Here is a 19,030-nt window from a genome sequence, read left to right on the forward strand (position 1 = left end):
CGCCTGTCAAGTCGTTATTAGAACCAGCCTTCTAATTATTACGTTCTGATCATCACAGGGGAGAGTGCGATGCTGCCGGTCGAAAGGATCATCGGGGAGGAAGGCCTGACCGCCAGCTCAGGCGGCCTGCGCCTGGCGATGCGGCTGCCGTGGTATCGGTCGCTGCCGTTCTCCACGGTCGAGGTCGGCGCCCTGGCGATCGACGGCAATCCGGTCGACCTGTCCGATGCCGCCATCGCCTTCGATGGTGAGCAATGGCCTCTCGCCGCCAATGGCGAGCAGACCAACACCTTCTGGTTCGTGCGCGACAGCGCGTTCCTCGTCGTGCCCGGGCATGACCTGGCCCCCGGCAGCGAGCACAGCGTCGAACTGACACTGTACGTCAGCCCGCCCTACATCCCGGGCATGCGCCGCTTCAACACGCAGACCCAGAGCCTCAGCGTCAACTGAGCGATCGAGAGGACTTGTCCATGACCATTGCAAGCGGGCCGCAGGTCGGCGTCACGCTCTATTCCTTCACCAACGAATGGCTTCTGCGCCAATTCGATCTGCCGGGCCTGCTCCACGAGGTGGCGCGGCGCGGGATGGGCCCAAACATCGAGATCATCGGCTTCCAGAGTTTCAAGGAGTTCCCCGACGTCAGCGATGATTTCGCCGCGAAATTCAAGGATATGGTGGCGGAGGCGGGGTTGAACCCGGTGTCCTGCGCAATCAACTCCGACCGGTTCCTCAAGCCCGGCCAGCAGCCGATCGACGATGCCGATCTGGTCGAATACCACAAGCGCCAGCTGCGTTCGGCCAAGAAGATGGGCTTTTCGCTGGTGCGCTACCAGTTCGCCCTGCCGGTCCACCTCCTGCCCGAAATCGCGCCCTATGCCGAGGAACTGGAGATCCGCATGGGGGTCGAGGTTCACGCCCCGATGTGGGCCGGGCATCCGGCCGTGCAGGCCTATGGCGAGATGTACGACAAGCTGAACACCCCGGTGCTGGGCTGGATTCCCGACTTCGGCGGCACCGCCAGCCGGATTCCCGAATCGATGCTCGACGCGGCGCGCCGGGCCGGGGCGGCGGAAAGCCTGCTCGACAAGCTGAAGGAGGTCTGGTGCGAGGACGGGATGAGCCACGAGAAGGCCGGGCGCCTGCGCGAATGGGCGCTGGCCAACGGCCACGCCCCGGCGCACATCCAGGCCGCCTCGCTGGCCTTCTTCATCCTGTCGAACCACGATCCCAGGAGCTGGGCCGCGCTGGTTGACCGCACGATCCACATCCACGGCAAGTTCTATGGCGTCAGCGAGGACCTGGTCGAGGAGGCGATCGACTATGAGACCATCCTGCCGCTGTTCCGCGACGGCGGTTTCACCGGCACGCTGGTCAGCGAATGGGAAGGCCACGCCTACGATGCGCGCGATGCCTTCCTTCAGGTGGAGCGGCACCAGGCGATGTGCCGGCGGATCTTCGCGACCTGATCTTCGGGGGATCACGCACAAAGGGCCCGGTGGCATTGACCACCGGGCCCTTTGTGTTTCCCGGACGCCTGGATCAGTGGCGCTTCAGCCAGGCCAGGTACTGGCCGATCCACAAGTCACTGGTGTTGCCGTTCGGACGCATGCCGAAGCCGTGCGATCCGCCCGCATAGAGGTGGAACTCGACCTTGGGGCTCTCGTTCAGCCACCCGCTGAGCAGGGTGAGTTTGCCCTGCTGGAACAGCGGGTCGTCGGCGGCGATCGCCAAGAACAGGGGCGGGCGCGGGCCGGGCTTCACCGGCTGCGTCATGGGCGGATACAGCAAGGCGACGCTGTCGAGCCGGCCCGCCGCCTCGGGGCTGGTCTCGATCAGCCGGATCGCCGTGCGCGATCCGGCGGAGAAGCCGATCACTCCGATCCGGGCCGGATCGACCTGCCAGTCGGCGGCATGGCTGCGGACATGGGCGAGGGCCGTCGCCAGGTCCTCGACGGCTGGGGGATGGTCGGCCAGCTCGCCTTTGCCCAGGTTGGCGAACAGCTTCATCGTGTCCGCCAGATAGGCCGGAATGTCTGGCGCCGTGGCCACGGTGCGGTACTTGAGCACGAAGGCCGCATAACCTTCCGCAGCCAGCGCCTCGGCCACCCGGAAGCCCTCGCTGTCGATCGAGACGAAGCGATAGCCGCCGCCCGGAACGACGATCACCGCCCGGCCGTTGCGCTGGCCCGGCGGGGGGAGCACCGGGTAAAGCGCAGCGCCGGTGACGTTGCGCACGCTCACCTGATCGACGAAGGCTTCCCACTGCTCGGCCCCTGCGCCCGTGCCAAGCTCGATCGCCGGTCGCAACGAGGCGGTGGTCGGCACCACCCTGAAGGCCGGCGGCGGCGCGGTTTCGGCGGCCTGGGCCGGCATCGTCATGGCGAGGCTCAGCGCCGCACCCAGCAGCAGGGATTTGATCATGGGGGGCCTTCCGGGTCGGGTCAGGTCAGGGCGCCGTCAGGTAGGCCAGGCACATCCGGCCCAGCTCGCGCTTCAGCTCTTCCCAGTCGTAGTCCGTCACCGCCTCGCGCGACGAACCCAGGCTGAGCTGGCGGGCAAGGGTGGCAAAGATGATGTAATAGGCCGCCTCGGCACGGGTCGTGTGGTCCGCGCTGCCAAATTCGTCAGGATAGCGCAGCATGGCGTCACGGGCCTGGGCGACGGCGCGCAGGGCCGCTGCCTTGCCAGGGGCCGCAACCAGCGGGTCATGCTCGGCCCGGGCCATGGCCAGCCGCAACAGCGCGGCATTCTCGGTCAGGACCTGAGCATAGGTCTCGACATAGCGGGGGACGAAATCGCGCAGGGTGGTGCACGTGGCGGTCAGCCGCTCGACCATTTCGGTCTCGGCCGCGGCGAGGTCTTCCATGGCCTTGGCGATCACCGCGCGGACCAGATTGTCTTTGCTTTCGAACCGCAGGTAGATCGAGCCGATCGAGACGTTTCCCCGCTTGCTCACCTCGACCAGGGTGAAATCCTCGCTCCCGCGCTCCACCATCAGGGCCCGTGCGGCGCCGAGCATGCGTTCCAGCGAAGCCTTGCTCCGCCCCTGCTGCGGGGTGCGGCTGACCGAATCGACATTGAACGGCTCGGGCTTGGGCTTGGCGCGGGAGGATGCGGGCATGGATCAGGTCCTGAAGGATCGGAACAGGCAATCTAGAACGATCCCCCGCACCTAGGCCGTAAACTCATAAACAGCGCCATCGAGGTTTGAGGCAGAAAGGCCCAGCGCAAGGCGGATAGGCGCAGGAATAGTGGTTCTATTCCAAGCCTATCCAACGCGGCGATGGGCCTTTCTGGACAAATCCCTGCGGGACGCCCAAATGGCTTCCATCTCGGCCAAACCCGCCCTTGGAAAGGCAACCAGCCTTCCCGGCGGGCGGCTTCGCCCGATCTGTTCGCCATTTGGGCGCCTCGATGGCGCTGCTTATGAGTTTACGGCCTAGCTGCATTTGCGGGATTTTCCAATCGTCGGGGTGAAGCTGTCCTCGTCTTGCTGAGGGGCAGGGGTGCTGTCCCGTGGCGGGCCCGATCAGGCCGTTGCCGTCACCGGGCGGGGCAGCCGCGAAACCACGACCCCCACAGCCGCTGCCCCCATGGCGATCAGCCCCATCACCAGGAACGCGCCCTGCATGGTTCCCGCCATGCCACGGACGGCGTGGACGATGTTCGGCGAAATCGCCTGACCCAGGAAGAACGCGCAGGTCCAGACCCCCATGCCGCGGCCGCGATGGACGAAAGCGAACTTGGACTGGGCCCAGGCGATCAGGGCAGGCACGGCCATGCCCGCCCCGGTCTGCTGAAGCACGAGGCTGAGCTGCATGGAGGTGACACTGTGCGCCAGGCCGATCCCGGCGAGCCCGCTGCCCAGCAGCGCCAGGAAGACGGCGATCTGGATGGCGTTCGAGTAGCGCGAGACCAGCCGGAAGACGACCGACCCCGCCAGGATGAACATGGCCGGGATGAAGGTCGCCTTACTCACCGCCATCGGATCGCTGACCCCGACCTCGCTCCAGGCGATGCTGCCGTTCACGATGAACACGTAGTAGATGATCGAGGCCAGCAGCGTGAGCCCGCCGACCTGCAGCGCACTACCGAGCGGAAAGGCCTCCGGACTGTCCGAGGCGACCGCCACCGCCGCCGGCTGCTCCCGCTTCGGTTCGAACAGGGTGAAATACATCGCAATGAAGATCGGGAAGGCGATCAGGTAGACCAGGAAGCCGCCGTTCCAGCGCACCGCAGCCACTGCGGCGACCAGAAAGAACACCGCCGGCTGGAAAAACGGCCCAACCAGCCCTTGCAGCATCAGCCAGTTGCGGCGGCCGGTGTCATCCCAGTAGTCGGCGATCAGCGTGTTGACGATGGTCAGGATCCCGGCCTCGCAGACCCCCAGCAGGAACCGCGAATAGAAGATCGCATCCAGATCCTCGAGGAAGAACGGAGCCGAGCCGATGATCCCGTAGAAGAAGGTGCAGACCAGCAGCAGCGGGCGCCGTCCGAATCGGTCGACGAACAAGCCGGCGAAGGGGGCGAGCAAGGCGATCGCATAGCCCGGGGCGGTCACCATGGCGGGCACCTTCTGGGCCGCATCCGGAACGTCCCGGAAGTGCTCGATCATCGATTGGACCACCGGGAACATGGCGATGATCGCGAAGACCGGCAGGAAGCCGGCGACAATCATGGTAAGGCCCTGGGGAATCAGGGTGAGGGGCCGCTTGGTCTGGTGCTGCATGCCGTATTTCCGCTCCCGGTGCGATCCTGTGATGGTCGCTTCCTGCTTGACGGTCCGGCCTATATCAAACTAGAATTATGGTTACAAATACTATCGGGAGAGGTTCGGCGATGACTCGCCTTCGGATGGGCATGGTGGGCGGTGGCCCCGGGGCGTTCATTGGCCCGGTGCACCGGATTGCGGCGGAGCTGGACGGCGAGATCGCGCTGGTGGCAGGGGTGTTCTCCAGCGATGCCGGGCGCAGCCGGGCGGCGGCGGGGAGCTACCGGATCGATCCGGAGCGGGCCTATGGCTCGCTGGACGAGATGCTCGCGGCCGAGCGGGCGCGCGCGGACGGGATCGATTTCGTTGCGGTGGTCACGCCCAACCACAACCACCTGCCTTCGGCGCGCGCGGCGCTGCGGGCTGGGCTGCCGGTGATCTGCGACAAGCCGCTGACCGCGACCCTGGCCGAGGCGCACGAGCTGGCCGCGGTGGTGGCCGAGACCGGCCTGCCGTTCGCCGTGACTCACACCTATTCGGGCTATCCGCTGGTGCGCGAGGCGCGGGCGCGGGTGGCGGCCGGGGCGCTCGGCATAGTGCGCAAGGTGGTGGTCGAATATCCCCAGGGCTGGCTGGCCGGCGAAGCTTCGGGCAAGCAGGCCGAATGGCGCGTCGATCCGGCGCGCGCGGGGCTGGGCGGCTGCATCGGCGACATCGGCGTCCACGCCTTCCAACTGGCTGAATTCATCACCGGGTTGGAGGTGACCGAGCTGCTCGCCGATCTGGGTGCCGTGGTGCCGGGCCGCAGGCTCGACGATGACTGCACCGTGCTGCTGCGCTTCGCCAACGGCGCGCGCGGCGTGCTGCTCGCCAGCCAGATCGAGGTGGGCGAGCTCAACGGCCTGCGCATCCGGCTCTATGGCGACAGGGGCGGGCTGGTGTGGCGGCAGGAGCAGCCCAACACCTTGACCTTGCATACGCTCGATGGACGGACCGAGGTGGTCCATGCCGGCGGGCCGCAGCTTGGCCCCGACGCGGCGAGCCGGACGCGCACGCCGACCGGCCATCCCGAGGGCTATCTCGAGGCCTTCGCCAACCTCTACCGCGATTTCGCCGCGGTGCTGCGCGGTGAGGAGGCTCCGCTGCTGCCCGGGATCGCCACGGGCCTGCGCGGCATGGCCTTCATCGCCACCGCGGTCGAAGCCAGCCGCGCGCGCGCCGGCTGGGTGCCGCTGACCGTCTGATCCCTTTTCACCAGGACACCACGCCATGAAGACCATCCAGGGCCCCGGCATCTTCCTTGCCCAGTTCGCCGGCGACGCCGCCCCGTTCAACAGCCTGCCCGCCATCGCCGACTGGGCTGCCGGGCTGGGCTACAAGGGGGTGCAGATCCCCAGTTGGGACGCGCGGCTGTTCGATCTGGCGCTCGCCGCCGAGAGCCAGACCTATTGCGACGAGGTCAAGGGCCTGCTCGCCGACAAGGGGCTGGCGATCACCGAGCTGTCGACTCACCTGCAAGGCCAGTTGGTGGCGGTGCACCCGGCCTATGACGCGCAGTTCGACGGCTTCGCTCCGGCCGCGGTTCACGGCAACCCGACGGCACGGCAGGAATGGGCGGTGCAGCAGATGAAGCACGCCGCCGTGGCGAGCCGCCGGCTCGGCCTGACCGCGCACGCCACCTTCTCGGGCGCCTTCGCCTGGCCCTACTTCTACCCCTGGCCGGCGCGCCCGGCCGGGCTGGTCGAGGACGCCTTCGCCGAGCTCGCACGCCGCTGGAAACCGATCCTCGACGCGTTCGACGAGAACGGGGTCGACGTCGCCTACGAGATCCACCCGGGCGAGGACCTGCACGACGGGGTGACCTTCGAGATGTTCCTCGATCGCGTCGGCCACCATCCGCGCGCCAACATCCTCTACGATCCCAGCCACTTCGTGCTGCAGCAGCTCGACTATCTGGCCTTCATCGACCTTTATCACGAGCGCATCCGGTGCTTCCACGTCAAGGACGCCGAGTTCCGCCCCAACGGCCGCTCGGGGGTCTATGGCGGCTATCAGGCCTGGGTCGACCGGCCGGGCCGGTTCCGCAGCCTGGGCGACGGGCAGGTCGATTTCCCCGCCATCTTCAGCAAGATGGCCGCCAACGACTTCCCCGGCTGGGCCGTGCTCGAATGGGAATGCGCGCTCAAGCACCCCGAACAGGGCGCCGCCGAGGGCGCACCCTTCATCCGGAAGCACATCATCGAGGTCACCCCCCACGCCTTCGACGATTTCGCCGCCGGCGGCGCCGATCGCGCGCTGAACAAGCGCCTGATGGGCATCGGGTGATGACCGCGCCACCCGCGCCGACCTGTGCGCTGATCACCGGGGGCGCGACCGGCATCGGCCTGGAACTCGCCCGGCAGTGGCTGGCGCGCGGGACCCGCGTGATCGTCTGCGGGCGGCGGGAGGCGGCGCTGGCCGCGGCCCGGGCCGAGCTGCCGGGCCTGGTGACCCGCGTCTGCGACGTGACCGACGATGCCGCCCGCGCCGATCTGGTCGCCTGGATCGGGGCCGAGCATCCCGACCTGGACCTGCTGGTCAACAATGCTGGGGCCCAGGTGCATAGGGTGATCGACCAGCCGCAAGCCTTTGCCGGCACGGCCGAGGAGATCGCGGTCAACCTGACCGCCCCGATCCTGCTCACCGCCGCGCTGCTGCCCCTCCTGCGGCGCCAGCCGCACGCCTGGATCATCATGGTCAGCTCGGGCCTGGCCTTCGCGCCGATCGCTCATGCGCCGGTCTATTGCGCCGCCAAGGCGGGGTTGCACAGCTTCACCCTGTCGCTGCGCCACCAGTTGCGGGGGACAAGCGTGCAGGTCGTGGAATTCGCGCCCCCGGCGGTCGATACGGCGCTGGGCAACCGCTCCGACGAGAACCGCGCCGCCTCGGCCGCCCACATGATGTCCGCGCCCGATTGCGTGACCGCGGCACTGGCACGGTTCGATGCCGGGGACGAGGAACTGCTGGTCGGGACATCGCCGATGCTGCGGGAAAAGGGCGAGGCGCTGTTCGCCATGCTGAACCCGCCGATGGCACTCCCGGGGGCCGCGCCCTGACCCGCGGCCTCGACTTGACCCGAATCGCCGTTCCAATCTAGTCTGCGTCGGCCCGCTCTGGCGGGCGACAGCCTGGTGACCGGTGCGTTCCGGTCTGGGATGCCTTCCCCGTTTCGGGGGGCAGCTGCAGGCCCCACGGCGTAAGGGCGGGTCCAATCCCGCAGTGGGTGCGGGCGATGCAGTAACAATCCAACGATCACCCGTGCCCGCGACAAGCGAGGAGAGTGTGATGTCGGATTACGTGCGCAATTGCTGGTACATGGCGGGCTGGGCGGACGAGGTTCCCGATGGGGGATGGCTTGCCCGGCGGCTGCTCGACCAGCCCTGGCTCGTGCTGCGGCTCGCCGATGGCGGGTACACCATGCTGGCCGACCGCTGCCCGCACCGGTTCGCGCCGCTTTCGCTGGGTGAGCGGGTGGGCGATACCGTGCGCTGCGGGTACCACGGGCTGGGCTTCGATGCGGCCGGGCGCTGCGTCCATGAACCGTTCGGCGGCACACCGCCGCAGAACGCGCGGGTCACCAGCCTGCCCGTGATCGAGCGGCACGGGGCGCTGTGGTTCTGGCCCGGGGACCCTGCGCTGGCCGATCCGGCGACGATCGCCGACTTTGCCTTCTGCACCGGTCCGGAGCATCTGCGCGCGCACTTCACCATGCAGGCGAACTACGAGCTGGTGACCGACAACCTGATGGACCTGAGCCATGCCGAGTTCCTGCACAAGGAGAGCTTCGGCACCAATGGCACGCTGCTGCGCCACGGGCGCCAGACCGTGCTGAGCGAGGATGACGGGGCGATCTGGAACAACTGGGACATCACGCAGGCCGAGCCGCCCGAATGGGCCAGGCCGATGCTGGGCGAGGGCGCCCGGATCAACCAGACGCTGCACATCCGCTGGCATGCCCCGGCCACCATGGCGCTGTTCATCACCCTGGAGGATGCCGCGACCGGCCAGCCGATCGTCCCCGCCATGGCCAACCCGCACATCATCACGCCCGAGACCCCGGGCAGCTCGCACTACTTCTTCACCCGCGAACACGGGCCCGAGGCCGAGGCCCTGTTCCGCAAGGCCTTCATCGAGGAGGACGAGCCGATGGTCGAAGCGGTGCACCGCCAACTTGGCGGCGAGGACTTCTGGGACGCCCGGCCGGTGGTCCTGCCGACCGATGCGGCGGCGATCCGCGCGCGGCGGCGGCTGATGCAGCTGCGCCGGGCCGAAGCCGGGGCGGAGCCGCCGGCCGACTGAACCGCAACGGGCCCCGGCATCGCACGGATGCCGGGGCCCGTCGGAGTGCGCGCGGGGCAGGCCTCAGGCGGCCAGCGCCAGCTCCTTGGTGTCCTTCGTGGTCGGGACGAAGGGCAGGTAGGACACCCGATAGCGCACCGCGAAGGTGATCGCATGGGCACCGGGGGTAAGGCCGCCGTTGAGCACGATGATCGTGGCCTTTTCGCCGAAATTCCAGCGGTTGTCGTAAACCGTTTCCATCTCGTCGAGGGTATAGGTCCGGCCACGGACGGCGAAACGCACCGCCTCGCGCGGCTGCACCGTGCCGTCGACGGTCACCTGGATATCCTCGATCATCGACAGGCCCAGGCCGCGATAATAGGGCAGGCGCCCCAGGAACGAAAAGCCGCCCTCCACGGACTGGAGGCTGCCCTCGACGATCATCTTGTTGTCCATCATGGTCGGGGTCTCCTTCAGGCCGCGATCGGGGTCTTGAGGCTGGGCACTTCGGTTTCGCCCAGCAGCCGGGCCAGCATGACCTGCTGGCGACGGACCTGTTCGACCGAGTTCGGCTCCTCGGCGTCCTCGATCCAGCGGTTGCCTTCGTATTCCGAGCAGATGTAGCCCTGGAAGCCGCCCTGCTGCAGCACCTTCACGATCTCGTCATAGGGGATCGACGGCTCCACATAGTCCTCGGTCATCTGGTAGAACTTGCCGTGGATGTTGTGGATGCGCGACATGTGATCCAGCATGCGCTTGGGCTCGAAGGCAGCGTTGTGGCGCAGGGTCTCGGCCATGGCGATGGCCGGGCCGGTTCCGCCCATCTGCTGCACGTTCAGGATCACATACTCCGACAGCACGCGGTCCTCGTAGGCCTTGACGACATAGTCGGCGATGGCCTGCGGCACGCCCAGGCGCAGGAACCGTTCCTTCCACACCGGCGGGAAGGCGAACAGGAACATGCCCATGTCGGGCAGGAAGCCCAGCGCATCCGATCCCGACTTCTCGAAGGCTTCGGCATGGCGGATGATCCAGGGGTGATCGAAGTGCAGCGGGGCGTGTACCTCGATCAGGATCTTGATGCCCCTCTCCTCGGCATGCGGCGCCGCGGCGACCAGCACCTCGGGGGCGATCGAGACCAGCGCGCGGATGTACTTCATGCCCAGCCGGGCGCCGAAATCGATGTCGTTGCGAACGCTGGCGACCTGCTCTTCGAAGGGCATCTCGCGGCCCTTGTAGCGCTTGTAGTCCAGCATGAAGTCGTGGCTGACGGGCACGCAATCGTACTGGGCGATCAGCCGGTGCCAGTTGTCGACATCGGCGTCGGCCGCACCATATTCGGGCCAGCCCCAGAAGGTTTGCTCGCCGATGATCTCGATGCCGCGGGCGCCCAGTTCGGCGCTGGTGCGGATGCAGTCCTCCAGGCTCATTTTGCCCTGGAAGGTCTCGTTCTGGTAGGAATAGAGGCTGACGCCCCGCTTGATCGCACTGCTCATCCTCAAAACTCCGCATGAGGTTTTCGGGGGGCGGGGCGTCAAGCCTTTGCTCGGCGAGCTCGCGAACTGCGGCCGCCGGCGTCCGGATTCTCTCCCCTGGGGCCGAGGCCCTAATTGGAACCAATATTCTTAAAAACGCCGGCGGCGTCAAGCGCCTTCCGGCCGCTCTTGCGCATTTTTAGAATCAATATATTGTTTTTAGTAACGCACCGGAGCGAGCGATCGGGCCAAGGAGAGGCTGGGCATGGAAGGGCTGCAATCGGGCCAGGCAGGACGCTGGCCGGTCATGGCACGCAAGGGTCTGCTGATCGTGCTGGCCATCCCCATGGCGGCCTTTTTCGCCTTCGTCGGCTTCTACAAGGCCTTCGCGCCGATGGCCGAACTGGCCCGGCACGGCGCCTGGACCGCGCACGTGCCCGAATGGATCGGGCGGCCGATGGGATGGACAGAGCTGGTCGGGGCAGTCGCCATGGCGCTGGCTGCGATCCCCGGGCTCGGCCGCCGCGTCGGCCCCTTCGCCTCCAGAATGGCGGTCTGGCTGGCGCTGAGCCAGGTCGTCTCGGCTTGGGTTCACGTGACGCATGGCGAGGCTTCGGCCCTGCCGCAGAACCTGTTCCTGTTCGTCACCCTGCTGGTGATCGCGGGCCTGTGCCGCGCGCCGGCCAACCAACAAGGCAAGGCATGAAACCGATCCTGATGCTCGGCCCGCTGGCGCTGATCGCTGCTCCCGCGGTGGCCGCACCTGCTGCTCCGCCAGCCCCCGTCGCTCCGTCAGCGACCCAGGCCGATGAGCTGGCCGCGCTCAAGGCCCAGGTCGCGGAACTGCGCCAGATCGCGCAGGCCAGCCGTGACCGCGCCCAGGTGGAAAACCTGTTTTCGCGCTACATGTACCTGCACAACGCCTTTCGCGATCCCGAAATCATTCCGCTTTGGGCCAAGAAGGGAACCCCGGGGATCCGGGGGCAATACAGCAACAATGGCGTCTACACCAATTGGGACAGCATCACCGCGTACCACGCCCAGCGGCCGCACCCGGCCGGCAAGCTGATCTATCACTATCTGACCACGCCGCTGATCGAGGTTGCGGCGGATGGCCAGACTGCCAAGGGCCTATGGCTGATGTCCGGGGTCGAATCCGGCCTCACCTCCATCGACGCGGCCAAGGCTGCGCCCGATTTCATGTACGAAAAGGACATCCTGGTCGATGGCAAGCGGGTGTGGATGCACACCATCATGGTCAAGTACGGGATCGACTTCATCAAGCAGGACGGCGAATGGAAGATCTGGCACTTCCATTGCTTCGAGGTGGCGCGCAGTCCCTTCGGGACCGGCTGGATCCCCTTCGCGGCCAAGGCGCAGAACAGCAGCTTTCCCGATGACCTCATGTACTTCGGCGAGGACGGCAAGCCGGTGATGATGCCCAAGCCCGATGGACCCGTGACCATGCGCAACAATCCCTATCGCACCGACACGGGCCAGATCCTCGATGCCCCGCCGCCGGTGCCCTATCGCACCATCTCCGAAACCTTCGAGTACTGAGGAGCAACGGCATGCGCACCCGGCTGGCGATGGCCGCGCTCGGGCTTGCCGTCCTCTCCGGGCCGCTCGCAGCCGGGCCGCGGCTGCGGACCGCCGGGGGGGAACTGGAGGGGGTGGCGGTCAGGGGGGGCGAGGCCTTCCTCGGCATTCCCTATGCCGCGCCGCCTGTAGGGGCGGGACGCTGGCGCGCGCCGCAGCCGGCCGCGCCCTGGACCGGGGTGCGCCTGGCGAGCCAGCGCGGCCCGGCCTGCCAGCAGGCGATCGCCGGCGCCTGGGGCCCCTATACGGCCGAGTTCGTTGCCGCCCCGCCGGTGAGCGAGGATTGCCTGACGCTCAACCTGTGGCGCCCGGCCAAGGCGGGGACGTCGCCCCTGCCGGTGCTGGTGTTCATTCACGGCGGGGCCTACCAGGGCGGATCGGGCAATATGCCGCTGTACGACGGCGCCCGCCTGGCGGCGCGCGGCGTGGTGGTGATCACGATCAATTACCGCCTGGGCGTGTTCGGCTTCCTCGCTCACCCCGCGCTGACCGCCGAGGATCCGCAAGCCTCGGGCAACTATGGCCTGCTTGACCAGATCGCGGCGCTGCGCTGGATCCGGGCCAATGTCGCGCGCTTCGGGGGCGATCCGGCAAGGATCACCGTGGCCGGAGAGTCGGCGGGGGCGGCCTCGGTCAACAACCTGATGATGATGCCGGCGGCGCGGGGCCTGTTCCAGCGCGCCATATCGCTGAGCGGGGCGAGCATGGCGATCGCCACGCCCACCCTGGCCAAGGGCGAGGACGACGGCCTGGCCTTTGCGGCCCAGGTGGGGGCGGGCGATCTGGCGGCCTTGCGGGCGCTTCCGCCTGAATCCCTCCTGGCCGCCAGTGCCATCGTGCCGGTAGAGGGCGGGCCACCCCGGCTGGTGTTCGTCCCCCATCTCGACGGAACGCTCCTCCCATACGATCCCGACCAGCCCCAGGCGCCGGTGGTCTCACCCGTGCCCTTGCTGACCGGGTTCAACGCGGCCGAAATGATCGATCCGACCGTGCGCAGCCCGGACCAGTTCGCAGCGGCAGTCCGCCGTCGCTACGGCGCCTTCGCCGATCGCCTGCTGGCGCTCTATCCCCATGCCACTGCGGCCGAGGCCCAGGCGTCCAACGTGCTGCTGGCCCGCGACCGCTATATGGCGGGACTGGTCCGGTGGGCCCAGACGCGCGGCACGATGCAGCGCCAGCGCATCTTCGCTTATCTTTACGACCATCCTTATCCCCCGGCACGGGGCGGGGCGGCCTTCGGGGCCTTCCACAGTTCCGAACTGCCCTACATCTTCGGCACGATCGGGTTGGGAGATCGCACGTTCACCGCAAGGGACCGCGCCGTCTCGCGGCATTGGCAGGACCGCCTGCTGGCCTTCGTCCGGACCGGCAATCCCTCCCTGCCGGAATCCGGGTGGTGGCCGGTCGGGTACAACCCGGTGGTCATGGGGCTGGGCGACGGGATCGGGCCGCGTCTGGCCGTGTCGACTCCCGAGCGCCTTGCCGCCTGGGAGGCCTATGCCGAGGCGCACGGCAGCCTGGGCCTGATGTAGCGCCCCGGGCCCTCAATCCCGCTTAAGGCCCGTGCCCAGCCGATCGATCGGCCAGAACAGCACGACCACCACCTGCAGGGACAGCAGCACCACGGCGCTGCCGTAATAGGACCAGCGGATCGCCGCACGGGCGGTGTCGGACACGTGGCCGGGGGTATAGCCGACCTCGCCCAGCAGATAAGCGAAGCCGGCCGTGCCCAGGGCCATCCCGACCTTGGTCGACAGGCTGATCCCCGAAGCCAGCAGCCCTTCGCGCCGCACGCCGAAGCGGCTCTCGTGATAGTCGGCGCATTCCGCGATCATGGCAAAGGCGGCCGTGATCGTGATCGACGGGGCCAGGCAGGCGAGCAGGTAGACCAGCGTAAAGACCGTCAGGTTGCCCTCGGTCAGCGGCAGGACGGCGAACAGGGCTGCGGCGATGATCAGCACCGCCGCCGAACCCTGGCGGATCCCGGTGCGTGACAGCACCGGCGGGGCGACGAAGGAGGACAGCAGCAGCATGCCTGACACCGCCGGGAGCATCACCGAGATCATCCACGGGGCCTTCAGCACCTCGATCGCGAAGTAGGCCGTGGCCGACATCATCGCGCCGAACCGCACGAAGTAGGTCAGGCAGAAGCCGAAGCAGACCAGCCAGGCCCGGTTGCGCAGCATTTCGCCGATGGCCGGCAGGATCGGAAAGCGCGGACTGGACTGGTCGTCATGCCGCTCCCGGCAATTGCGGAACAGGGCGAGCGTGGCGATCAGGCCGATGCCGGCGAACAACGCGGCCACCGCCATGAACCCCCGCTGCCTGTCCGCCCCGCCCAGCAGCCCGACCAGCGGCATGGTCGCCGCCGTGCCGAGCACCACCGAGACCGAGGTGCCGATCGACCGCATGCCCGACAGCTTGAGCCGCTCGCCGGTGTCCAGCGTCATCATCGGCATCAGCGCGGTGTAGGGTATCGCCTGGAGCGACATCAGGATGCCCAGCGCTTTGAACGTGGCGAAGGCATAGACGAGCTGCGCGGTCTGCCCCCAGGCGGGGACGTTGAACAGCAACACGGTGACCAGCGCATAGGGCAGGGCGGTGATCAGGAAGTAGACCCGGGTACGGCCCCAGCGGCTGCGGGTGCGATCGACCGAGACGCCGACGATCATGTCGATCACCGCGTCCATCAGCCGCGCGACCAGGAACACCGTGCCGACCGCCGCAGCCGGCAGGTTCACGACGTCGGTGTAGTAGTACAGCAGGAAGCCGCTGGCCATGTTGTAGGCCAGGCTGGTGCCGAGGTCGCCGAAGCCGTAGCTCAGCCGCTCGGTCAGGCTCAGTCGTTGGTGTGCCACATTCCTCTCCCGGATCGCAGCGGTTCGGTTCGTGTCAGACCGCCAGCGTGGCGCGGGTCAGTTGCAGCGACTGGTCCATCGGCAGGGTGGGGAAGTATTCCAGCCCGATGCCGCCGGTATAGCCCAGGTCGGTGAGGGTCTGCATGATCCGCCCCCAGTCGAGCGTGCCGGTGCCCGGTTCGTGCCGGTCATCCATGTCGGCCACCTGGACATGCGCGACCAGATGGATGCGGCCGGCCAGCACCTCGGCCATGTCCTCGCCCATACAGGCGCTGTGCCAGACATCGTAAAGCAGCCGCAGATTGGGGCTGCCGACCGCCTCGACCAGGTCCAGCCCCAGCCTGGTGCTGACCAGATACATGGCGGCGAACAGGCGCGTGTTGAGCGGTTCGAGGAGAAGGGTCACGCCCGCCGCCTCGGCCAGGGCAGCCGCCTCCTTCAGCGCGGCGACGGCGTTGGCGAAGTGGTCGGCCTCGCTCATCCCATCGACCTTGAAGCCCGAGGCGACGATGAGCGGGGGTTTGCCCAGCGGAGCGGTGGCGGCGATGGTCTCGCGCACGGCGGCGACCAGCTCGGCCCGTTCGGCCGGATCGACGATCGACCGGCGCGGATCGACGCAGACCCCGGTCAGGCCCAGGCCGGTCTCGGCCAGGGCGGCGGTGATGCCGGGCAGGTCCTTGTCGCGCCAGAGATGGAACTCGGCCGCCCGGTAACCGGCGGCGGCTGCCGCGCGGACCCGGTCGGCCAGGTTGGCGTGTTCGGTGAATTGCCATTCGATGCACGGCGCCAGCAGCACGGTTCTCTCCCATGGTGCGGCCCCGAGACGGCCATGGCGGCCCCGTTTGCCTGGCGGCACCCGGCGCCGCTACTTTATTGGAATACACATTCTCATTGTGTCACGGCCCGGTCAAGGGGGCTTGCGCCGCGTCATCGGCGGCGACGACCCGCTCGAGCTCGCCGAACAGCCAGAGCAGCCCGGCATCGTCGGCGCGGGCGCGATGGAACTGGGCGACCTCGCGCATCGGCGGGAAGGGCACGGGCAGGGGTTGAATGGCGATGTCGCTGCGCCGCGCCGCCCGCCGGGCGAGCCGCTCGTGCATGATGCCCAGCCGCATCGTGCCCACCAGCAGATCGGGGACCAGCGCGAAGGAGGGCACGATCAGCTCCTCGCGCCGGGTGATGCCCAGCGCGCGCAACTGCGCCTCGGCGAAGGTGAGGCGGGTGATCCGGCCGAGCCGCACCGAGACATGCCCGGCCGTGGCAAAGCCCTCTAGGGTCAGCGGCGCCTGCATCAGCGGATTGCCGATCCATCCCGCCACCACGTGATGCTCCTCGAGCACCAGTCGCGTCGGATTGCGGGGGTTGATGAATTCCTGGGGCGCGATGATCAGATCGATCTCCCCGCGCTCGAGCAGGTCGGCCGCGGTGTCGTCCGGGGTGACGATCTCAAGCTCGATCCCCGGAGCAATTCCCGCGATCGCGTTGGTCAACGACCCCAGCACGACATTGGCGAGGTAGTCCGACATGGCGATGCGGAAGCGGCGCTGGGCCGTGGCCGGATCGAACAGGGCCGGCTGGCTGGCGAAGGCATCGATCCCGGCCAGCAAATGGGTCAGTTGGGGGCGCAGCCGCAGGGCATAGGGCGTCAGCATCAGGCGCTTGCCGTGCGGCGACAGCAGCGGATCGCCGAACCACGCCCGCAGCCGGCGCAGGGCCGCGCTGGTTGCCGGTTGGCTGAGGTGCAGCCGTTCCGCCGCGCGCGAGACATTCGCCTCTTCCAGCAGCACGTCGAGCGCGACCAGCAGGTTCAGGTCGAGTCCCTTGAAGCGCATCGTCAACCTATTCGTTTGGCAGATCGATATCGATAAAAACAAATCATTCAGGGGATAGCAATGGTGCCGTTATGCTGGTCCCAACGATGCAAGGCTGGAATCAGCCCAAGGGGAGTGGCCCGCCTGCCCGGCGGTTCGAACGGACATATGACCAAGCGGAACATCCTTATCGTCGGCGCCGGGATCGGCGGACTGTCGGCTGCCATCGCCCTCGGACGCGAGGGGCACAGCGTGACCCTGATCGAGCGCGACCCGGAATGGTCGGTCTATGGCGTGGGCATCATTCAACAATCGAACGTCGTCCGGGCGATGGACCAGTTGGGCGTGCTCGACACGTTTCTCGACGCCGCCTTCGGGTTCGATGCGGTGGAGGTGTTCCTGCCCGACGGCACCAAGGTGGCGCGGGTGCCGTCACCCAGGCTGGTCGAGGGACGGCCGTCGAACGTCGGCATCTCGCGCCGGGCGCTGCAGAAGGTGCTGGCGGATCAGGCCAGGGCTTGCGGAGCAACCGTGCGGCTGGGGCTGACCGTGACTGCGTTGGATGATGACGGGCAGGGCGTCGACGCGACGTTCTCGGACGCAAGCACCGGGCGCTACGATCTGGTGATCGGGGCAGACGGGGTTTACTCGCAACTGCGCGGGATGATCCTGCCCGAGGCGGAGAGCCCGCAATTCACAGGCCAGGCTGTGTGGCGCTACAACTTCCCGCGCCCGGCCGAGCTGGATGCGCTGCAGGTTTACAATGGCCCGACCGGGGTCGGACTGGTGCCGATGAGCGCCGAGCTGATGTACATGTACGTCACCACGCCCGAGCCGGACAATCCCCGCTATCCGCTGGAGGGGATCGCGGCCGCCATGCGCGGGAAGCTCGCAAACTGTTCCGCTGCGATCCGTGCGCTGGGCGAGCAGATCGTCGACGATGCCGGGGTGGTCTATCGCCCGCTCGAAGGCATGCTGGTCACAGGCCCGTGGCACAAGGGCCGGATCGGCCTGCTTGGCGACGCGGTCCACGCCACGACCCCGCATCTGGGCCAGGGCGCGGGCATGGCGATCGAGGACGGGATCGTGCTGGCCGACGAACTGGGCCGTCACGACAGCGTCGAGGAGGCGCTCAAGGCCTATCGGGACCGCCGCTACGAACGCTGCGCTTACATCGTCAATGCCAGCCTCGCCATCTGCATGGGGCAGCTCGGCAAGGGTCCGCCCGTCGATAACCACAAGGCCACCGGCGAGATGTTCGCCGTGGTGGCCCAGCCGATCTGACATCAGCCGATCTGACATCAGCCGATCTGGCATCAGCCGATCCGAACCCAGCCGATCTGAAGGACCTGCAGAATGACCCGCGTTACCGAAATCCGTTATGTTGGCTATGGCGTGACCGACCTTGAGGCCGAACGCGCCTACTATGCCGACGTGTTCGGACTGGAAGCTGTCCCGAGCGAGGACGGCATGGCCTGGTTCAAGGCCCAGGGGCACGACGAGCACCATGTGATCCGCCTGCGCCAGGCTGAGGAGAACCGCGTCGACGTGATCGCGCTGGCGGCGGACAGCCGCGCCGATGTCGATGCCCTGCACGGCAAGGTGACCGCGGCTGGCTGCCGGATCGTCCACGACCCGCGTGACCTGACCACGCCCGGCGGCGGCTACGGGTTCCGCTTCTTCAGCCCCGATGGCCTGCAACTGGAGATCTCGGCCGATGTGGCGCGCGGATCGAAGCGTGAGATCACCCGCTGGGAGGGTGTCCCGGTCAAGATCAGCCACATCGTGCTGCACTCGCCGGATCACCAGGCCCTGGTGCGATTCTTCGTCGATGTCCTGGGCTTCAAGGTCAGCGACTGGCTGGGCGATTTCATGTGCTTCCTGCGCTGCAATTCGGCGCACCACCGTTTCGCGATCCTGCCCGGACCGCCGTGCCTCAACCATGTCGCCTACGATATGCTGGGCGTCGATGACATGATGCGCGGAATCCTGCGGCTGAAGCAGCGGGGGGTGAACATCGGCTGGGGGCCGGGCCGGCACACGGCGGGCAACAACACCTTCAGCTACTTTGTCACGCCCGGCGGGTTCGTCACCGAATACACGTCCGAGCTCGAGGAGGTCGATTTCGAAACCCGCGAGCCCACCGTCTATACCCCCGCGCCGCTGATCATGGACCAGTGGGGCATCGGCACCGGCGGTCCACAGACCCTGCCGCATCCGGCGCCCAACCCGGGCCTGTTCGTGGCAGTGGACGCCTGA

At 67.6% G+C, this 19,030-nt stretch carries 19 protein-coding genes; 11 read left to right on the forward strand and 8 right to left on the reverse strand.

Annotated features, from left to right (window positions below; genetic code table 11):
* The first annotated feature begins 69 nt into the window (after positions 1-69).
* Positions 70-450, forward strand: coding sequence for a C-glycoside deglycosidase beta subunit domain-containing protein (locus tag H7F49_RS05335; RefSeq protein WP_185682543.1), 381 nt, complete (start codon positions 70-72; stop codon positions 448-450).
* Positions 451-470: 20 nt separating this feature from the next.
* A complete protein-coding gene (locus H7F49_RS05340) occupies positions 471-1,466 on the forward strand; it encodes a sugar phosphate isomerase/epimerase family protein (protein WP_185682544.1) in 996 nt (331 codons plus the stop codon).
* Positions 1,467-1,539: 73 nt separating this feature from the next.
* Here the strand turns inward: H7F49_RS05340 and H7F49_RS05345 are convergent, their stop codons facing one another.
* The 3 genes from H7F49_RS05345 to H7F49_RS05355 all read right to left on the reverse strand — a co-directional run bounded on the left by H7F49_RS05345 (position 1,540) and on the right by H7F49_RS05355 (position 4,729).
* Positions 1,540-2,421 carry an alpha/beta hydrolase gene (locus H7F49_RS05345; RefSeq protein WP_185682545.1) on the reverse strand — a complete coding sequence of 294 codons (882 nt, stop codon included), beginning with the start codon at positions 2,419-2,421 and terminating at the stop codon, positions 1,540-1,542.
* Between the two features lie 25 nt (positions 2,422-2,446).
* Positions 2,447-3,121, reverse strand: coding sequence for a TetR/AcrR family transcriptional regulator (locus tag H7F49_RS05350; RefSeq protein ID WP_185682546.1), 675 nt, complete (start codon positions 3,119-3,121; stop codon positions 2,447-2,449).
* A gap of 408 nt (positions 3,122-3,529) precedes the next feature.
* Complete coding sequence (locus H7F49_RS05355) at positions 3,530-4,729, reverse strand: MFS transporter (protein ID WP_185682547.1); 1,200 nt, start codon at positions 4,727-4,729, stop codon at positions 3,530-3,532.
* A 110-nt stretch (positions 4,730-4,839) separates the two neighbouring features.
* Here H7F49_RS05355 and H7F49_RS05360 point away from each other — a divergent pair, with 110 nt between their 5' ends.
* The 4 genes from H7F49_RS05360 to H7F49_RS05375 all read left to right on the forward strand — a co-directional run bounded on the left by H7F49_RS05360 (position 4,840) and on the right by H7F49_RS05375 (position 9,049).
* Entirely contained in the window at positions 4,840-5,955 is a 1,116-nt protein-coding gene (locus H7F49_RS05360; RefSeq protein WP_185682548.1) for a Gfo/Idh/MocA family protein, read from the forward strand.
* A gap of 25 nt (positions 5,956-5,980) precedes the next feature.
* Positions 5,981-7,036: a sugar phosphate isomerase/epimerase family protein gene (locus H7F49_RS05365; protein ID WP_185682549.1), complete on the forward strand. Its 1,056-nt coding sequence runs from the start codon at positions 5,981-5,983 to the stop codon at positions 7,034-7,036.
* Positions 7,036-7,806, forward strand: a complete 771-nt coding sequence (locus H7F49_RS05370) for an SDR family oxidoreductase (RefSeq protein ID WP_185682550.1) — start codon at positions 7,036-7,038, stop codon at positions 7,804-7,806. Before H7F49_RS05365 ends, H7F49_RS05370 begins: the two co-directional genes overlap by 1 nt.
* Positions 7,807-8,035: 229 nt before the next feature.
* A complete protein-coding gene (locus tag H7F49_RS05375) occupies positions 8,036-9,049 on the forward strand; it encodes an aromatic ring-hydroxylating dioxygenase subunit alpha (RefSeq protein ID WP_185682551.1) in 1,014 nt (337 codons plus the stop codon).
* A gap of 63 nt (positions 9,050-9,112) precedes the next feature.
* Here H7F49_RS05375 and H7F49_RS05380 read toward each other — a convergent pair whose 3' ends face one another.
* Together H7F49_RS05380 and H7F49_RS05385 are read right to left on the reverse strand one after the other, a co-directional pair.
* The gene (locus H7F49_RS05380; RefSeq protein ID WP_185682552.1) at positions 9,113-9,487 is read right to left on the reverse strand and encodes a C-glycoside deglycosidase beta subunit domain-containing protein; all 375 of its coding nucleotides are present in this window, start codon (positions 9,485-9,487) and stop codon (positions 9,113-9,115) included.
* 14 nt (positions 9,488-9,501) lie between these two features.
* On the reverse strand, positions 9,502-10,524 hold the full coding sequence (locus tag H7F49_RS05385) for a sugar phosphate isomerase/epimerase family protein (RefSeq protein WP_185682553.1): 1,023 nt from the start codon (positions 10,522-10,524) through the stop codon (positions 9,502-9,504).
* 244 nt (positions 10,525-10,768) lie between these two features.
* Here H7F49_RS05385 and H7F49_RS05390 point away from each other — a divergent pair, with 244 nt between their 5' ends.
* Genes H7F49_RS05390 through H7F49_RS05400 form a run of 3 tightly spaced genes read left to right on the forward strand, consistent with a single transcriptional unit; the run spans position 10,769 to position 13,634 of the window.
* A complete protein-coding gene (locus H7F49_RS05390) occupies positions 10,769-11,209 on the forward strand; it encodes a DoxX family protein (protein ID WP_185682554.1) in 441 nt (146 codons plus the stop codon).
* The gene (locus H7F49_RS05395; RefSeq protein ID WP_185682555.1) at positions 11,206-12,063 is read left to right on the forward strand and encodes a nuclear transport factor 2 family protein; all 858 of its coding nucleotides are present in this window, start codon (positions 11,206-11,208) and stop codon (positions 12,061-12,063) included. The genes H7F49_RS05390 and H7F49_RS05395 overlap by 4 nt, the downstream gene beginning before the upstream one ends.
* Before the next feature lie 11 nt (positions 12,064-12,074).
* Positions 12,075-13,634 (forward strand): carboxylesterase/lipase family protein, encoded by a 1,560-nt coding sequence (locus tag H7F49_RS05400; protein WP_185682556.1) that lies wholly within the window; start codon positions 12,075-12,077, stop codon positions 13,632-13,634.
* A 12-nt stretch (positions 13,635-13,646) separates the two neighbouring features.
* Here the strand turns inward: H7F49_RS05400 and H7F49_RS05405 are convergent, their stop codons facing one another.
* The 3 genes from H7F49_RS05405 to H7F49_RS05415 form a co-directional block, all read right to left on the reverse strand.
* On the reverse strand, positions 13,647-14,960 hold the full coding sequence (locus H7F49_RS05405; RefSeq protein WP_185682557.1) for an MFS transporter: 1,314 nt from the start codon (positions 14,958-14,960) through the stop codon (positions 13,647-13,649).
* 34 nt (positions 14,961-14,994) lie between these two features.
* Positions 14,995-15,756, reverse strand: a complete 762-nt coding sequence (locus tag H7F49_RS05410; RefSeq protein ID WP_185682558.1) for a TIM barrel protein — start codon at positions 15,754-15,756, stop codon at positions 14,995-14,997.
* Positions 15,757-15,856: 100 nt separating this feature from the next.
* Positions 15,857-16,792, reverse strand: a complete 936-nt coding sequence (locus H7F49_RS05415) for a LysR family transcriptional regulator (RefSeq protein WP_185682559.1) — start codon at positions 16,790-16,792, stop codon at positions 15,857-15,859.
* A 147-nt stretch (positions 16,793-16,939) separates the two neighbouring features.
* Here H7F49_RS05415 and H7F49_RS05420 point away from each other — a divergent pair, with 147 nt between their 5' ends.
* Both H7F49_RS05420 and H7F49_RS05425 read left to right on the forward strand, forming a co-directional pair.
* Positions 16,940-18,055, forward strand: coding sequence for an FAD-dependent oxidoreductase (locus tag H7F49_RS05420; RefSeq protein WP_185682560.1), 1,116 nt, complete (start codon positions 16,940-16,942; stop codon positions 18,053-18,055).
* 72 nt (positions 18,056-18,127) lie between these two features.
* Positions 18,128-19,030, forward strand: coding sequence for a VOC family protein (locus H7F49_RS05425; RefSeq protein ID WP_185682561.1), 903 nt, complete (start codon positions 18,128-18,130; stop codon positions 19,028-19,030).

Source organism: Novosphingobium aerophilum (assembly GCF_014230305.1).
Lineage (GTDB): Bacteria > Pseudomonadota > Alphaproteobacteria > Sphingomonadales > Sphingomonadaceae > Novosphingobium > Novosphingobium aerophilum.

Bases quoted from the DNA above. Each gene is read 5' to 3' on its own strand.
- H7F49_RS05335 (WP_185682543.1), top strand. From the start codon at position 70: ATGCTGCCGGTCGAAAGGATCATCGGGGAGGAAGGCCTGACCGCCAGC.
- H7F49_RS05340 (WP_185682544.1), top strand. From the start codon at position 471: ATGACCATTGCAAGCGGGCCGCAGGTCGGCGTCACGCTCTATTCCTTC.
- H7F49_RS05345 (WP_185682545.1), bottom strand. From the start codon at position 2,421: ATGATCAAATCCCTGCTGCTGGGTGCGGCGCTGAGCCTCGCCATGACG.
- H7F49_RS05350 (WP_185682546.1), bottom strand. From the start codon at position 3,121: ATGCCCGCATCCTCCCGCGCCAAGCCCAAGCCCGAGCCGTTCAATGTC.
- H7F49_RS05355 (WP_185682547.1), bottom strand. From the start codon at position 4,729: ATGCAGCACCAGACCAAGCGGCCCCTCACCCTGATTCCCCAGGGCCTT.
- H7F49_RS05360 (WP_185682548.1), top strand. From the start codon at position 4,840: ATGACTCGCCTTCGGATGGGCATGGTGGGCGGTGGCCCCGGGGCGTTC.
- H7F49_RS05365 (WP_185682549.1), top strand. From the start codon at position 5,981: ATGAAGACCATCCAGGGCCCCGGCATCTTCCTTGCCCAGTTCGCCGGC.
- H7F49_RS05370 (WP_185682550.1), top strand. From the start codon at position 7,036: ATGACCGCGCCACCCGCGCCGACCTGTGCGCTGATCACCGGGGGCGCG.
- H7F49_RS05375 (WP_185682551.1), top strand. From the start codon at position 8,036: ATGTCGGATTACGTGCGCAATTGCTGGTACATGGCGGGCTGGGCGGAC.
- H7F49_RS05380 (WP_185682552.1), bottom strand. From the start codon at position 9,487: ATGATGGACAACAAGATGATCGTCGAGGGCAGCCTCCAGTCCGTGGAG.
- H7F49_RS05385 (WP_185682553.1), bottom strand. From the start codon at position 10,524: ATGAGCAGTGCGATCAAGCGGGGCGTCAGCCTCTATTCCTACCAGAAC.
- H7F49_RS05390 (WP_185682554.1), top strand. From the start codon at position 10,769: ATGGAAGGGCTGCAATCGGGCCAGGCAGGACGCTGGCCGGTCATGGCA.
- H7F49_RS05395 (WP_185682555.1), top strand. From the start codon at position 11,206: ATGAAACCGATCCTGATGCTCGGCCCGCTGGCGCTGATCGCTGCTCCC.
- H7F49_RS05400 (WP_185682556.1), top strand. From the start codon at position 12,075: ATGCGCACCCGGCTGGCGATGGCCGCGCTCGGGCTTGCCGTCCTCTCC.
- H7F49_RS05415 (WP_185682559.1), bottom strand. From the start codon at position 16,792: ATGCGCTTCAAGGGACTCGACCTGAACCTGCTGGTCGCGCTCGACGTG.
- H7F49_RS05420 (WP_185682560.1), top strand. From the start codon at position 16,940: ATGACCAAGCGGAACATCCTTATCGTCGGCGCCGGGATCGGCGGACTG.
- H7F49_RS05425 (WP_185682561.1), top strand. From the start codon at position 18,128: ATGACCCGCGTTACCGAAATCCGTTATGTTGGCTATGGCGTGACCGAC.